Source organism: Sphingomonas sp. (genome assembly GCF_013812825.1).
Lineage (GTDB): Bacteria > Pseudomonadota > Alphaproteobacteria > Sphingomonadales > Sphingomonadaceae > Sphingomicrobium.
This window is the reverse complement of the sequence record NZ_JACCSU010000023.1, coordinates 1-14,398: the sequence shown is the minus strand read 5'-3', so window position 1 is coordinate 14,398 and position 14,398 is coordinate 1. Positions and strand designations below refer to the sequence as shown.

12 protein-coding genes are annotated in these 14,398 nt (G+C 67.3%); 5 read left to right on the top strand and 7 right to left on the bottom strand.

Annotated elements, in window-relative coordinates; all coding sequences use genetic code 11:
* Positions 1-49: 49 nt before the first annotated feature.
* Positions 50-805, bottom strand: coding sequence for a 30S ribosomal protein S2 (gene rpsB / locus H0T81_RS02860; protein WP_294009547.1), 756 nt, complete (start codon positions 803-805; stop codon positions 50-52).
* A 241-nt stretch (positions 806-1,046) separates the two neighbouring features.
* Here rpsB and H0T81_RS02855 point away from each other — a divergent pair, with 241 nt between their 5' ends.
* Positions 1,047-1,274 carry a hypothetical protein gene (locus H0T81_RS02855; RefSeq protein ID WP_294009545.1) on the top strand — a complete coding sequence of 76 codons (228 nt, stop codon included), beginning with the start codon at positions 1,047-1,049 and terminating at the stop codon, positions 1,272-1,274.
* On the opposite strand, the gene H0T81_RS02850 is transcribed toward H0T81_RS02855, so the two are convergent.
* Both H0T81_RS02850 and H0T81_RS02845 read right to left on the bottom strand, forming a co-directional pair.
* A complete protein-coding gene (locus H0T81_RS02850) occupies positions 1,213-2,007 on the bottom strand; it encodes a CDP-alcohol phosphatidyltransferase family protein (RefSeq protein ID WP_294009543.1) in 795 nt (264 codons plus the stop codon). The genes H0T81_RS02855 and H0T81_RS02850 overlap by 62 nt on opposite strands.
* 10 nt (positions 2,008-2,017) lie before the next feature.
* Entirely contained in the window at positions 2,018-2,755 is a 738-nt protein-coding gene (locus H0T81_RS02845) for a phosphatidylserine decarboxylase (RefSeq protein WP_294009541.1), read from the bottom strand.
* Positions 2,756-2,868: 113 nt separating this feature from the next.
* Here H0T81_RS02845 and H0T81_RS02840 point away from each other — a divergent pair, with 113 nt between their 5' ends.
* Positions 2,869-4,101 carry an NADP-dependent isocitrate dehydrogenase gene (locus H0T81_RS02840; RefSeq protein ID WP_294009539.1) on the top strand — a complete coding sequence of 411 codons (1,233 nt, stop codon included), beginning with the start codon at positions 2,869-2,871 and terminating at the stop codon, positions 4,099-4,101.
* On the opposite strand, the gene H0T81_RS02835 is transcribed toward H0T81_RS02840, so the two are convergent.
* The gene (locus tag H0T81_RS02835) at positions 4,070-5,302 is read right to left on the bottom strand and encodes an FAD-dependent oxidoreductase (protein ID WP_294009537.1); all 1,233 of its coding nucleotides are present in this window, start codon (positions 5,300-5,302) and stop codon (positions 4,070-4,072) included. The two genes, H0T81_RS02840 and H0T81_RS02835, sit on opposite strands and share 32 nt — an antisense overlap.
* A 65-nt stretch (positions 5,303-5,367) precedes the next feature.
* On the opposite strand from H0T81_RS02835, the gene H0T81_RS02830 reads away from it, so the two are divergent.
* Positions 5,368-7,158 carry a cation:proton antiporter gene (locus H0T81_RS02830; protein WP_294009535.1) on the top strand — a complete coding sequence of 597 codons (1,791 nt, stop codon included), beginning with the start codon at positions 5,368-5,370 and terminating at the stop codon, positions 7,156-7,158.
* Here the strand turns inward: H0T81_RS02830 and H0T81_RS02825 are convergent.
* The 3 genes from H0T81_RS02825 to H0T81_RS02815 all read right to left on the bottom strand — a co-directional run bounded on the left by H0T81_RS02825 (position 7,142) and on the right by H0T81_RS02815 (position 11,432).
* Positions 7,142-7,582: a GFA family protein gene (locus H0T81_RS02825; RefSeq protein WP_294009534.1), complete on the bottom strand. Its 441-nt coding sequence runs from the start codon at positions 7,580-7,582 to the stop codon at positions 7,142-7,144. The genes H0T81_RS02830 and H0T81_RS02825 overlap by 17 nt on opposite strands.
* On the bottom strand, positions 7,579-10,248 hold the full coding sequence (gene alaS / locus H0T81_RS02820) for an alanine--tRNA ligase (RefSeq protein WP_294009533.1): 2,670 nt from the start codon (positions 10,246-10,248) through the stop codon (positions 7,579-7,581). The genes H0T81_RS02825 and alaS overlap by 4 nt, the downstream gene beginning before the upstream one ends.
* Positions 10,249-10,310: 62 nt before the next feature.
* Entirely contained in the window at positions 10,311-11,432 is a 1,122-nt protein-coding gene (locus tag H0T81_RS02815) for a zinc-dependent alcohol dehydrogenase family protein (RefSeq protein WP_294009531.1), read from the bottom strand.
* 179 nt (positions 11,433-11,611) lie between these two features.
* Here H0T81_RS02815 and H0T81_RS02810 point away from each other — a divergent pair, with 179 nt between their 5' ends.
* Positions 11,612-12,229: a hypothetical protein gene (locus H0T81_RS02810; protein WP_294009529.1), complete on the top strand. Its 618-nt coding sequence runs from the start codon at positions 11,612-11,614 to the stop codon at positions 12,227-12,229.
* A 72-nt stretch (positions 12,230-12,301) separates the two neighbouring features.
* Entirely contained in the window at positions 12,302-14,239 is a 1,938-nt protein-coding gene (locus H0T81_RS02805; protein ID WP_294009527.1) for a TIR domain-containing protein, read from the top strand.
* Positions 14,240-14,398: the final 159 nt, after the last annotated feature.

Genomic DNA, 14,398 nt, shown 5'->3' with positions numbered 1-14,398 from the left:
TCTTCTTCCTCTTTGAATTCAATTCCGTTTCGAGATGGGCTGTCGCCGGTCAGGCTTCCAGCGCCGCCTCGACCGGCGGTTCTTCCATCGCCCCGATGTCCTCGCCGCGCTCGGCAGCCTCGCCGGTCCGGCCGCTGCTCGCCGCTTCCGCGACCGCGTCGCAGTAAAGGCGGATGGCGCGGCTGGCGTCGTCATTGCCCGGGACCGGGAACGCGATGCCCTGCGGGTCGCTGTTCGAATCGAGGATCGCGACGACCGGGATGCCGAGCACATTGGCTTCCTTGATCGCCAGCTCTTCCTTGTTGGAATCGATCACGAACATGACGTCGGGAAGACCGCCCATGTCGCGGATCCCGCCGAGGCTCTTCTCCAGCTTGTCGCGCTCGCGAGTCAGCTGCAGCACCTCCTTCTTGGTCAGGCCGGCGGTGTCCCCGGACAGCTGCTCCTCGAGGCTCTTGAGGCGCTTGATCGAATTGGAAATCGTCTTCCAGTTGGTCAGCATCCCGCCGAGCCAGCGATGATTGACGAAATGCTGGCCGCACGTCTGCGCCGACGCAGCCACCGCGTCCTGGGCCTGGCGCTTGGTGCCGACAAAAAGCACCTTGCCGCCGCGGCCCACCGTCTGCTGGACGAAGTCGAGCGCCCGGGCGAACAGCGGCACCGTCTGCGACAGGTCGATGATGTGGACGCCGTTGCGGTCGCCGAAAATGTACGGCTTCATCCGCGGGTTCCAGCGGTGGGTCTGGTGGCCGAAATGCGCTCCGGCCTCGAGCAATTGCTGAATGGTGACGACAGGTGCCGCCATGGAATGTCTCCTTCCGGTTATGCCTCGACGGAACCGAGCAACCGATCAATCGACCGGCACCGGGATGAGTGGCTCCGTCTGTGGAATGGGCGCGCACTAGCCGAAGCGGCTGAGCGATTCAAGGGCTTGACAGCGTGAGAACAAAAGAGGAACATCGACCGGACTCAACGACGTGCGCCCGGCACATTTGCGGAACGAAATGACTCGGGATGGGTTTGGCGCTCAAACAAGGGAACTTCTCATGATGCTCGCACCGCTCGCCACCCTTGCTTTCCTGGCTGCCCTCTGGCTGCTCGCGGTGATCATCGCCGAGATGCTTGGTGAGAGCGGTGCGAAGATTGCCGCTGCGCTGAACGGCCGCTCACCGCTGGCGACGGCGCCGAGGATCCGGCCGATCGCCGGGCGCGTCAGCCAGCGCTCGCGCCCGCGGACCCTGCGCGCCCAGCCGAGGCTGCGCGCCGCCGCTTGACCCGGGCGTAGGAGGCGATGCTGAACGGCAGCATCGCGATATAAAGCAGTGAAATTCCGAGCAGCGTGACCCAGGTGGCGGTCAACAGCGCCGCGCCCAGCAGCCCGATCCCGGCAATCGCGAACAGCCGCGACGAGCGGCGGATGCGCAGGCTCGACCAGCTGTAGGTGGCGACGCTCGAGATCAGCAGCACAGCGATGAAAATCACCCACGGCATGGTCACGAACCAGGCGCGGAAAATCTCCTGGCCGGTGACCAGCCACAGATAGACCGGCACGAACGCCAGCCCCGCTCCCGCCGGCGCCGGGACTCCGGTCAGATAGCCGGCCGACTTGTGCGGCTGGTGGTCGGCATCCATCCGCGAGTTGAACCGCGCCAGCCGAAGCGCGCAGCAGACGGCGAGAGCCAGTGCCGCCACCCAGCCGAATTGCGGCGCCTGGTGGAGCGACCACAGGAACAGGATGAAGCTGGGCGCCACTCCAAAGGCCGTGACGTCGGACAGCGAGTCGAGTTCCGCGCCGAACCGGCTGTTGGCCCTGAGCAATCGGGCGATCCTCCCGTCCATTGCGTCGAGGACTCCAGCGATCACCACGCAACCGATCGCGGCCTCCCAGTTTTCGGCGATCGCGAAGCGAACCCCCGTGAGCCCGAAGCACAAAGCGAGCGCCGTGACCGCGTTTGGAACCATCGCCCGGAACGCCATGCCGCGCTCGGGCGGGGCCGCCTTGCTCATTGGGCCCCGATCATTGGCTCGAGCCGGTCAGCCCGGGGTCGGCGCCAATCTCGGCCAGGACCGTCTCCCCGCCGATCGTCCGCTGGCCCAGCAGGATCCGGGGGCCGGTTCCGTCGGGCAAGTAGACGTCGACCCGGCTTCCGAAACGGATCAGCCCGACCCGCTGGCCGGCCTCGACGCTGTCGCCTTCGCGCACGAACGACAGGATGCGCCGGGCGATCAAGCCGGCGATCTGGGTGAAGCCGACCTTCACCCCGTCCGCGCCTTCGACGATGAAATGCTGCCGCTCATTGTCCTCGCTCGCCTTGTCGAGGTCGGCGTTGAGGAACTTGCCCGGAATATAGGCGATGCGGCGGATCCGGCCGGTGATCGGCGAGCGGTTGATGTGGACGTCGAACACGCTCATGAAAATCGAGACGCGGGTATATTCCCCTTCCATCAGGCCCTCGCTGCCGGCGAGCTCGTCGGGCGGCGGCACCTTCTGGATGAGAGTGATCAGCCCGTCCGCCGGAGCGACGATCAGGTTGGCGCCGCGCGGCGTCGTCCGGATCGGATCGCGGAAGAAGGCCGCGACACAGATGGTCAGCCCGACGAGGACGAACGTCAGGAACTCCCAGTCGAGCAGCCAGGCGAAGAAGGTCGCCGCCGCGGCGATGACGAGGAACTTGCGCCCTTCCGGATGGACCGCCGGGTAGCGCCACTTGACGTTCGTGGTCAGCGGGCTGTCGGGCTTTTCAAGCGCGGGCATGGGCACCCCTTAGTGGCCGCGCCGCGCGCGCACAACGCCGCGGTTGCCTCGGCTGGGGGCGCGTCCTAAGGCGCCGCGAGCGCCGGAGAAGCGCTTTTGAAACAGGGAAACGAATGGCCAAGATCAAGGTGAAGACACCGCTCGTCGAGCTCGACGGCGACGAGATGACCCGCATCATCTGGCAGTGGATCCGCGAGCGGCTGATCCAGCCCTATCTGGACATCGAATTGGTCTATTTCGACCTGTCGATCGAGAAGCGCGACGAAACCGAGGACCGGATCACGGTCGATGCCGCCGAGGCGATCAAGAAGCACGGCGTCGGGGTCAAATGCGCGACCATCACGCCCGACGAGGCGAGGGTCGAGGAGTTCGGGCTCAAGAAGATGTGGAAGTCGCCCAACGGCACCATCCGCAACATCCTCAACGGGGTGGTCTTCCGCGAGCCGATCGTGATCGCCAACGTGCCGCGGCTGATCCCCGGCTGGACCGACCCGATCGTCGTGGGCCGCCACGCGTTCGGCGATCAATACAAGGCGACCGATTTCCGAGTGCCTGGCGCCGGCAAGCTGACGATCAAATGGCAGGGCGAGGACGGCCAAATGATCGAGGAGGAGGTGTTCGACTTCCCGGCCGCCGGCGTCGCCATGGGCATGTACAACCTCGACGAATCCATCCGCGCGTTCGCCCGAGCCAGCTTCAACTACGGCCTGACCCGCGGCTGGCCGGTCTATCTGTCGACCAAGAACACCATCCTCAAGGCTTATGACGGCCGCTTCAAGGATATCTTCGAAGAAATATTCGAAAGCGAATTCAAGGACAAGTTCGCGGAAGCGAAGATCGAATATCAGCATCGCCTGATCGACGACATGGTGGCCAGCGCGCTCAAATGGAGCGGCAAGTTCATCTGGGCGTGCAAGAATTACGACGGCGACGTCCAGTCCGACCTGGTCGCGCAGGGCTTCGGCAGCCTCGGGCTGATGACCTCGGTGCTGATGACCCCCGACGGCAAGACCATCGAGGCCGAGGCGGCGCACGGCACCGTCACCCGCCACTATCGCATGCATCAGCAGGGCAAGGCGACCTCGACCAACCCGATCGCCTCGATCTTCGCCTGGACCGGCGGACTCAAATACCGCGGCAAGTTCGACGAGACGCCCGAGGTGGTGCGCTTCGCCGAGACCCTCGAGCGCGTCTGCGTCGAGACCGTCGAAAGCGGTCAGATGACCAAGGACCTCGCCATCCTGGTCGGTCCCGACCAGCCGTGGATGACCACCGAGCAGTTCTTCGAGGCAATCCGCGAGAATCTCGAAGCGGCTATGGCGTCGGCGGAGCCCCAGCCCGCCTGAGCCCGGCATCCGGCGAGCGGACCCGCTCGCGACGGATGCCGAGACCGACGGCGCGGCCGGGAATGCGCCGCAACCACGGGAAGCGGTCGAGCAAGCGGATCGGCAGCGCCGCGGTCGTCAGCGGCGGCCCCGGCCGAAGCAGCAATCGGCCGATGATCCGCTCCTGCGCTGCCTTCTGGGCCGACTGCACGACCCGCGTCGGGAACAGCCTGCGCCGCTGGACCCTCGGCAGAAGCGCGTCGACGGCTGCGTTGCGGCCGAGCGGCGCGGCGAGGAAATTGGCTGCCGCCACCGCATCCTGGATCGCAAGGTTGATTCCGATTCCGCCGATCGGCGACATCGCATGGGCCGCATCGCCGATCGCCAGAAGGCCGGGCCGGTGCCAACGGGTCAAGCGGTCCAGCGAGACGCTGAGCAGCTTGAGATCGTGGATATCATCCAGCTCGCTGAGGTCGAGGTTCGGCGCAGCGGCGCGCACCGCCTGCCGGATCGGCTCGATCCCGCCGGCCTTGAGCGCTTCCGCCTTGCCCTTCGGAATCGCCAGCGCGCACTGCCAATAATCCCCGCGGTCGATCAGGACGAGCAACCTGCCCCGGTCGACGCTCGCTCGAAGCGCGTTTCCGCCCGCCTCGGTCTTGCCAAGGCGGAACCAGAACACATCCATCGGAGCGCCCAGCGTCCGAAGCGGCAAGATGCCGTTGCGGCGAACGATCGAATCCCGGCCGTCGGCCGCGATCGTCAAGGACGCGGAAATCTCGCGGCCGTCGGCAAGCCGCACACCCGATATCCGGCCGCCATCTTGCAGGAACGATTCGACCGGCGAGCTCATCTCCAGCGAAAAGCCGGGGAAGGCGACCGCCTCGTCGCGCAGGAAGTCGAGGAAGTCCCATTGCGGCATCATCGCGACGAACGGGGCCGGGGTATCGAGATGCGACAGGTCGGCGATCGTCCATACCCGGCCGGCAACCATGATTTCGGCTCGGTCCAGCCGATTGTGCGGCCGCTCCAGGAAACGACCGAGCATCCCCAATTGGTCGAGGATTTCCATCGTCGAGGGGTGGACCGTATCGCCGCGGAAATCGCGGAAGAAGTCGGCGTGCTTTTCGAGCACCCGCACGTTGCATCCGGCGCGGGCGAACAGCAGCCCCGCCATCATCCCGGCCGGCCCGCCGCCGACCACAACAAGATCATCTGACGTCATGACGCCGCGCTATCGAATGGTTGGACCACGGTGACAAGCATCGCCGGCCCTGCTTAAAACCGATCATGGCGACCGACTTCCAGACCTCCGGCCTCAGCGACGCTCTGGTCATCCTCGGCGCCGCCGGAATCGTCATCCCCGCCTTCGCGCGCTTCCGGGTCACACCGGTGATCGGCTTCCTGCTCATCGGGCTGGCGGTCGGGCCGGCGGGCCTGGGGGCGATGACAGGCGTCTTCCCCTGGCTCCATTATATCACCATCTCCAATCCGGAGGCGATCGAGCCGTTCGCCGAGCTCGGCATCATCCTGGTGCTGTTTTCGATCGGGCTCGAGCTCTCGTTCCGCCGCTTGTGGTCGATGCGCCGGCTGGTGTTCGTGGTCGGCGCCGCCGAGCTCCTGATCTCGGCCGCGATCATTGCCCTGGGGCTCCACCTGATCGGCCAGAGCCCGGCGGGAGCGATCGGGCTCGGGCTCGCGCTGGCGCTTTCCTCGACGGCGCTCGTCCTGCCGCTGGTCGGCACGCACAGTCCGGTCGGCCGCTCGGCGCTGGCGATGCTGCTGTTCGAGGACCTGGCGATCGTGCCGATCGTCTTCGCCCTGGGGGCGATGGCGCCCTATGCGGCCGACAGCGGCGTCGAGAACTTGCTCACGACGATGCTGTTCGGCGGCATCGCCGCGGTCGCGATGCTGTTCGCCGGGCGGCTCGTGCTGCCGCGCCTGTTCGCCCAAGCCGCCCGGACCAAGAGCCCCGAGCTGTTCCTGGCCGCCTGCCTGCTGGTGGTGATCGTCGCCAGCCTCGCCACTGCCGCCATCGGCTTCTCGCCGATCCTCGGAGCGCTCCTTGCCGGCATCGTCATCGCCGAGACCGAGTACCGCGGCGAGGTCGAGGTGATGACGGCCCCCTTCCGCGGGCTCGGCCTCGGCATATTCCTGATCACGGTCGGTATGAGCGTCGACCTTCGGCTGGTGGCCGCCAACTGGCAGAGCATCGGCCTCGCCGTGCTTGGAGTGCTCAGCGTCAAGGCGATCGTCACCGCGGCCCTGCTGCGCATCGAGGGCGCCCGAACGTCGGTCGCCGCCGAGACCGGAGTGCTGATGGCCTCGCCGTCCGAGACCACCTTGATCGTGCTGGCGGCGGCGGCGGCCGCGCAGCTGATTCAGCCCCAGACGGCGGCATTCTGGCAGGTCGTCACCGCGATCGGGCTGACGATCACCCCGCTGCTGGCGAAGCTCGGGCGTCTCGCCGGCCGCGGAGTCGACTCGCAGGCTCGATCGGAAATCACCGGCGCACTCGAGGAAGGCGACACTCCCAAGGTGGTGATCCTCGGCTTCGGCCGCGTCGGCCGGATGGTCGGCGAAATGCTCGACGCGCACGCCAAGCCCTATGTGGCGATCGATTCCGACGTCGATTGCGTCGCATCGGCCCGCCAGGAGGGGCGGCCGGTGGTGTTCGGTGATGTGTCCAATTCCGAGCTGATCGAACGGGTCCGTCCGGGCAGCCCGACCGCCTTCATCCTGACGATGGACAATCCGGTGCTGGCCAAGCGCCTGGCGCGGCGCATCCGCGCCGCCTTCCCGGACCTGCCGATCGTCGCCCGTGCCCGCGACCCGGCCCACGCCGCCGAGCTGTACAAGGCGGGCGTGACCGACGCGGTGCCCGAGACGCTCGAGGCGTCGCTGCAGCTGTCGGAAGCCGCGCTGGTCGACCTCGGCGTGGCGATGGGGCCGGTGATCGCGTCGATTCACGAGAAACGGGCCCAGCTGCAGGCGGAAATCCGCGAGGAAGCCGAGCTGACCGAACCGCCGCGGATGCGCGGGCGCCGGTTGCGGGACGCAGCAGCTAACTCGCAGGCTTGAAGAGCACCGTTCCCGCGACGCTCGATTTCCCGTCTGGCTGGTCGCTTGGGTGCCGCTCGCCGTCGTAGACCACGACCTCGGCGAAATGGAACGGCGACACGTTATCGAGGCAGGCCACGTTTACGCCGAGCTCGTTCGGGTTCGAGCGGCGCTTGTGGTGAGTGTAGATGCCGCACGCGGTGCAGAAATGGTGCTCCGCTGTGAGCGTGTTGAACCGGTAGGTGGCGAGGACGTCCGCGCCAGCGAGAATTTCCAGCCCATCGGCGCAGGCGGTGACCGCAACGGCGCCCCGCATCCGGCACAGGCTGCAGGTGCACCGCCGCGCGGAGGCCAGCCCGAAGGGTAGAATCACAGTGAAGCGCACCGCGCCGCAATGGCAAGCGCCGTTCAAGGTGATCGGCTCACTCGATTGCGGGTCGATCAAGCCTCGACCTTTTCCACTGCATCGCGGATCGCGCTCAACGCTGCATCCGCCTTCGAACCGTCGGGCCCGCCGCCTTGGGCCATGTCGGATCGGCCGCCGCCGCCCTGCCCGCCCAGCGCCGCGACCGCCGCCTTGACCAGCTCGACCGCGTTGACCCGCGCAGCAAGGTCGTCGGTGACCCCGACCGCGACGCTGGCCCGACCGTCGTTGACCGCGACCAGCGCCGCGATGCCCGAGCCGACGCGCTGCTTCATGCCGTCGATCGCCGCCCGCAAGCCTTTGGGGTCGAGGCCTTCGATCACCTGACCGAGGAACGCGCGCCCGCCGACCTGCTCGGGGGCGGCGGCATCGGACTTTCCGCCGCTGGCGCCGACATGGCCGCCCAGGGCCAGCGCCTTTTTCGCCTCGGCAAGCTCGCGCTCGAGGCGCTTGCGCTCGTCGAGCAACGCCGAAACCCGGCCTGGGACCTCGTCGGGCGATGCCTTGAGGACCGCCGCCGCTTCGCGCAGCCGAGCCTCGCGCTCGGTCAGCCACTGCCGCGCCGACTCGCCGGTCAGTGCCTCGAGACGCCGAACGCCCGACGACACCGCGCCTTCGCTGATGATCTTGAACAGCTGAATGTCGCCCAGCGCGTTGACGTGGGTGCCGCCGCACAGCTCGACCGAATAATCGTCGTCGACATTGCGGCCCATCGACAGGACCCGGACCTCGTCGCCATATTTCTCGCCGAACAAGGCAATGGCGCCGGCCGCGATCGCCTCGTCGGGGGTCATCAGGCGAGTGGTCACCGGGTGGTTGGAACGGATATGGGCGTTCACCTCGGCCTCGATCGCGGCGATGTCGTCGGGCGACAAAGCCGAGGGGTGCGAGAAATCGAAGCGCAGTCGGTTGGGAGCGACCAGGCTGCCCTTCTGGGTCACGTGGTCGCCGAGCCGGTGGCGAAGCGCGGCATGCAGCAAATGGGTCGCACTGTGGTTGGCCCGGACTCGGTCGCGATGCTCGGAATCCACCTTCTGGTGGACCGTGTCGCCGACCTTGACCTCGCCTTTCGCAACCGTCGTCAGTAAGGCGTGGAGCCGGCCCAGCGGCTTGGACGTGTCCTCAACGTCGCCGTCGAAGCCATTCAAAGAGGTCAGCTTTCCGGTGTCGCCGATCTGCCCGCCGCTCTCTCCGTAGAACGGCGTCTGGTTGACCAGCACGTGCACCTTGTCGCCCTTCTTGGCACCATCGATGCGCTGCCCGTCCTCGATGATCGCCAGCACCACGCCTTCCGCCTCGTCGCCGGCGTAGCCGGTGAACTCGGTCGCGCCATGCTCCTCGGCGAGGTCGAACCAGATGTCGTCGGACGCCCGGTCGCCCGATCCCTTCCAGGCGGCCCGGGCGGCGGCTTTCTGCGCCTCCATCGCCTTGTCGAACCCGGCAATGTCGACCTTGAGCGTCTTTTCGATCAGCGCCTGCTGGGTGAGGTCGAGCGGAAAGCCGTAGGTGTCGTAGAGCTTGAACGCCGTCTCGCCCGGCAGAGTCCCGCCCGGCGGCAGCGAAGCCGTGGCCTCGTCGAGCAGCTTCAAGCCGTTCACCAGAGTCTGGCGGAATCGGGTCTCTTCCTGCGCAAGCACCTGCTCGAGCAGCGGCTGGGCTCGGACCAGCTCGGGGTAGGCGGCGCCCATCTCGGCGACCAGCGCCGGCACCAGCCGGTGCATCAAGGGCTCCTTGGCGCCAAGCAAATGAGCGTGTCGCATCGCCCGGCGCATGATCCGGCGGAGCACGTAGCCCCTTCCCTCGTTGGCCGGCAGCACTCCATCGGCGACCAGGAAACCGGACGCGCGCAGATGATCGGCAATCACGCGGTGGCTGGCCGTGCGCTCGCCCTCGGCGCGGGTGCGGGTCAGCTCCTCGCTGGCCGCGATCAGCGCCCGGAACGCGTCGGTATCGTAATTGTCGTGGACGCCCTGCAGCACGGCGGCGATGCGCTCGAGGCCCATGCCGGTGTCGATCGACGGCCGCGGCAGGTCGCTGACGATTTCATCGTTTTCCTGCAGGAACTGCATGAACACCAGGTTCCAGATCTCGACGAAACGGTCGCCGTCCTCGTCGGCGGAGCCCGGCGGCCCGCCCGGGATATGGTCGCCATGGTCGTAGAAGATCTCCGAGCAGGGCCCGCTCGGCCCATCGGGGCCCATCGCCCAGAAATTGTCCCTGGTCGCGATCCGGATCAGCCGCTCGTCGGGCAGCCCGGCGATCCGCCGCCACAGGTCGAACGCCTCGTCGTCGGTGTGGTAGACGGTGACCGTCAGGCGATCGGGCGAAAGGCCCCACTCCCTGGTCAGCAGGTTCCAGGCGAGCTCGATAGCCCGGTCCTTGAAATAATCCCCGAACGAGAAGTTGCCGAGCATCTCGAAGAAGGTGTGGTGGCGCGCGGTGTAGCCGACATTGTCGAGGTCGTTGTGCTTGCCACCAGCGCGAACGCACTTCTGGGAACTGCTCGCGGTCGAAAAAGACCGCGTCTCCAGCCCGGTAAAGACGTTCTTGAACGGCACCATGCCGGCGTTGACGAACATCAAGGTCGGGTCGTTGTGCGGGACCAGCGGCGCCGACGGCACGCGCGCATGGCCGGCCGCCTCGAAATAATCGAGGAACGAGCGGCGGATGTCGTTGGTCGAGGTCATCTCATGCCGGATGTAAATGGCCTGCTGCACTGCGGCAAGGAGCGGGACGAAGAAGGTCGCGCCTAGAATTGGACGATTTGACGGACCGCCGTCCCGGCTGCGAGCCCGTCGAAGCCCTCGTTGATCTGCTCCGGCTTCAGGAGCCCCGACATCAGCCGGTCAACCGGGAGCCGCCCGGCGCGATACAAGGCGATGTACCGGGGGATATCCCGCCTCGGCACGCAGCTGCCGATGTAGCTGCCTTTCAAAGTCCGCTCCTCGCCCACCAGGCGGACGACCGAGAGGGGCAGCGTGGCGCTGGGTGGCGGAAGCCCCGCGGTCACCGTCGTTCCGCCGCGCCTGGTCAGCGCGAACGCAAGCTCGAGCGCCGGTATCGAGCCGGCCATCTCGAGAGCGATGTCGCTGCCGCCGTTCGCGTTCATGAATGCGGTGACCGCGGCGCTGTCGCGGCCGTCGAGACAATTGGTGGCACCGAGCTCCGCCGCCAGGGCAAGCTTGTCCGGGGAAAGGTCAACGGCGACGATCCGGGCCGCCCCGGCGGCCTTGGCGCCCATCAGCGCCGCCAGGCCGACGCCGCCCAGGCCAACGACAGCGACGCTCTGGCCCGGCTTGACCTGGGCTGTGTTGACGGCTGCACCGACGCCGGTGAGCACCGCGCATCCGAACAGCGCGGCTTCCCGAAGCGGGAGATCCTTGTCGATGCGGATCAGTGACCGTTCGGAAACGACGGCGTGCGTGGCAAACGCGGAGCAGCCGAGGTGATGGTGAATGGGGCCGCTGGAATCCGCGAGACGGATCGAGCCGCCGAGCAGCGTGCCGCTTGCGTTTGCTGCTGCGCCCGGCTCGCACAAGGCCGGCCTTCCTTCCGCGCAGTACGAGCAATCGCCGCAGCTGGGCATGAAGACCATGATGACGTGGTCGCCGCGCTGCATGCTCGTGACGCCTTCGCCGAGCGCTTCGACGACTCCTGCAGCTTCGTGCCCGATCGCCATCGGCACGGGCCGCGGCCGGTCGCCGTTGATCACCGAAAGGTCGGAGTGACAGAGGCCGGCCGCGGCGATCCGAACGAGCACTTCGCTCCGTCCCGGCGGGGCCAGGGCGATCTCCTCGAGGGCAAGCGGCTCCGATTGAGCGTAGGGCTGGGACGCCCCCACCGAGCGCAGGATCGCGGCTGTAATCCTCAATTGCGAAGCGCCTCCCTTTGCTTTGTGGGCTTAGGTAGCGCCAAGCGCGGTGTCACAGAAAGGAGCGCGGCCGCTTTTGCGGGCAGTCACCACCCAGTTGAGGACCTCGATAATGCACGCGCAGCTTGTGCTGCGCCGGGCGGCGCGGCATTCTAGCCGTTCAAATTGGGGAGGAAGCCGTGACCAGAGGACTGTTGCTATTGGTTTCGGCTGCCATGCTGGCCGCTGGCTGCCGATCGGGGCCGCAGGAGCCGACTCTCGACGAAGTGAAAGCCGCAGCCGAGCGCTACCGCGACGTCAAGGTCGCCATCGCCGAGGGCTATACGACCGACAACAAATGCGTGACCGCGGAAATGCTCGGCTACCCGGCGAGCCGGGGCGCGATGGGGCTGCATTATGTGCGGCGCGATGTGCTCGGCCTGCCCGACAAGCCGGTCGGGCGGGTCCAGGGCACCGGCACGCATACCGATTTCCGCAAGCCCGCGATGCTCGTCTACGAACCGCAGCCCGACGGTTCGCTCGAGCTCGTGGCGGTCGAGAATCTGGTGTTCGCATCGGCCTGGCACGAGACCAAGGGTCACAAGGAGCCGCCGAAGTTCCACGGCCACTATTACGTGCTGCTGAAGGACGATCCGGCGACCAAGGTCGACGAGGCGCACGGCTGGGAGCCGCATTACGAGGAACATTTGTGGGTCTTTCGCGACAACCCCAACGGCCCCTATTCACCGTTCAACCCGAAGGTCACTTGCGAGCATCACAAGCCGCCGGCTCCGGCGCCGCAGCACAGCGCGGACTAATCCCCTTCTCTCCAGACGGTTGAACGCGCCGCCGGTTAGGCGCACAGTCCGCTGTTCCAACGGGGGAGTTGGATGGCGTCACTGTTCCTGAGCTACGCACGCGAAGACCTCGAGCGCATTCGACCGCTCGCCAAGGCGCTCGAGCGCGACGGCCACAGCGTCTGGTGGGACCGGCATATTTCCGGCGGCCAGGAGTTTGCCGGAGCGATCGAGGACGCGCTGGCGGCGGCCGAGGTCGTCGTCGCCTGCTGGAGCGAGAGGGCCGTCCGCTCGCCCTGGGTGCGCGACGAAGCCGGGGCGGGCCGGGACAAGGGCCGACTGGTCCCGGTATCCCTCGACGGCTGCGCGCCGCCGCTCGGTTTTCGCCAGTATCACACGATCGACCTGTCCGGCTGGAACGGCCGGCCCCGGTCGCCGGCGCTAAAGCCGCTGATGGCGGCGATCGCCGAGAAGTCGAGCGGAGCAGTGTCGCACGAAGAGACCGCCGCTGCGGCCCCGGTTCGCAGGCGGCAAAGCGGCTTCGGCGCGCGGCCCTGGGCGGTCGCGGCCGCCGCGGCGTTGATCGCCATCCTCAGCGGCGCATTCCTCTATTCGAAAGTCTGGGCCGGTGACGGCCGCATCTCACCGCGAGTCGCGATCGGGAATTTCGCGCTCGTTTCGAGCGCCCTTCCGCGAGCTCTTCCCGACATGCTCGGCCAGGAGATCCTCGCCGCGTTCGGGGCCGAGAACGCGGTGACGGTGGTCGCCGCGGGCGACGGCGCGGCGAGCGCGTCGGCGCCGTTCGTCATGGACGGCAGCCTCAGCCGAGTCGGCAATTCGGTGCGCTTCACCGTCAACCTCAAGAACCAGCGCTCCGGAGTTCTGCTGTGGTCGGACGCCTTTGAGCACGAAACGGCCGACCCCGTCGCCGCGCGCCAGGCCGCGGTCGGCGCCAGCCAGGTCGTCCGCTGCGGCCTGTGGGGCGCGTCCTCGTACGACAAACCGATGTCCGACCAGGCGCTGTCGCTCTATTTCAAATGGTGCAACGAGCATTGGAGCGGCTCGTCCTCCCAGACCGCCGAGCTCGACGCCGCGCGCCGGGTGACGGTCGCAGTGCCCGATTTTTCTTTCGGCTGGTCGGCGCTGGCGCTGGCCGCGGTGCCGCTCGCGGCCGCCGAGTCCGGCGAAGCGAACCAGCTTCGCGAGGAAGGGATGGCGGCCGCGCGCAAGTCGATGCAGCTCGATCAGCAAAATCCCGAGGGCTATATGGCGATTGCCGGCCTCCTGCCGCTCGAGCGCTATGCCGAGCGCGAGGAGCTGCTCAAAAAAGCGATCAGCGTGCGGCCGACCGAGTGCGGCTGCGAGCGCCAGGCCTACGGCGACTTCCTCGCCTCGGTGGGCCGGATGGAGGAGGCGGTCGGACAATATGAGCGAGCCCGGGCGATGCGGCCGCTGGCGCCGTTCAGCAATGTCCGGTTTGCGCAGGCACTCTATGTCGTCGGGCGCACCGACGAGGCCGATCGGATCCTGGCCGACACGCTCAAGCTGTGGCCCGACGCCACTTCGCTTCGCTTGCTGGAAATGAAGTCGGCGCTGTGGACCCGCCGCTATGACAAGGCGATCGCCGTGCTAGGGGACGCGGACCTCCCGCTGACGAGCATGCAGCGCGATACGCTGACCGCCGCCTTCCAGGCGCTGAAGTCACAAGATGCCGCACATCGGGCGAAATCGGTTGCCGAGCTCGAACGCTTTTCGGTCGACCCGCGCTACAACGACCAGCTGGTGGTGGGCACTCTTGCGGCTCTCGGGGCCCGCGAAGCAGCCCTCAAGGCAGCGGCGAACCTCGTGCGCACCCGCGGATTGTTCGACGCGGAGGTGCTGTTCGAGCCCAACCTTGCGGCGGCGCGCGGGGAGGCCGGCTATGCCCGGCTCGTCCGCCAGTTGGGGTTGACGACTTACTGGCGCGCGGCGCGCAAGGCGCCCGACATCTGTCGGGACTCGGCCAGACCGAGCTTCTGCTCCTTTGCCTGATGGGGAAATGACGATGAAACGACTATTACTGCTGTTTGCGCTCGGAACTTGCGCCTGTGAACGTGAGACGCCGGAAAGCGCCGCCGTACCCGCGCCGGCGGCACCTGACGCGATGCTGCCCGGCCAGGTGCCCGCGCGGCAGTCGGCGAGCGTTGTCCC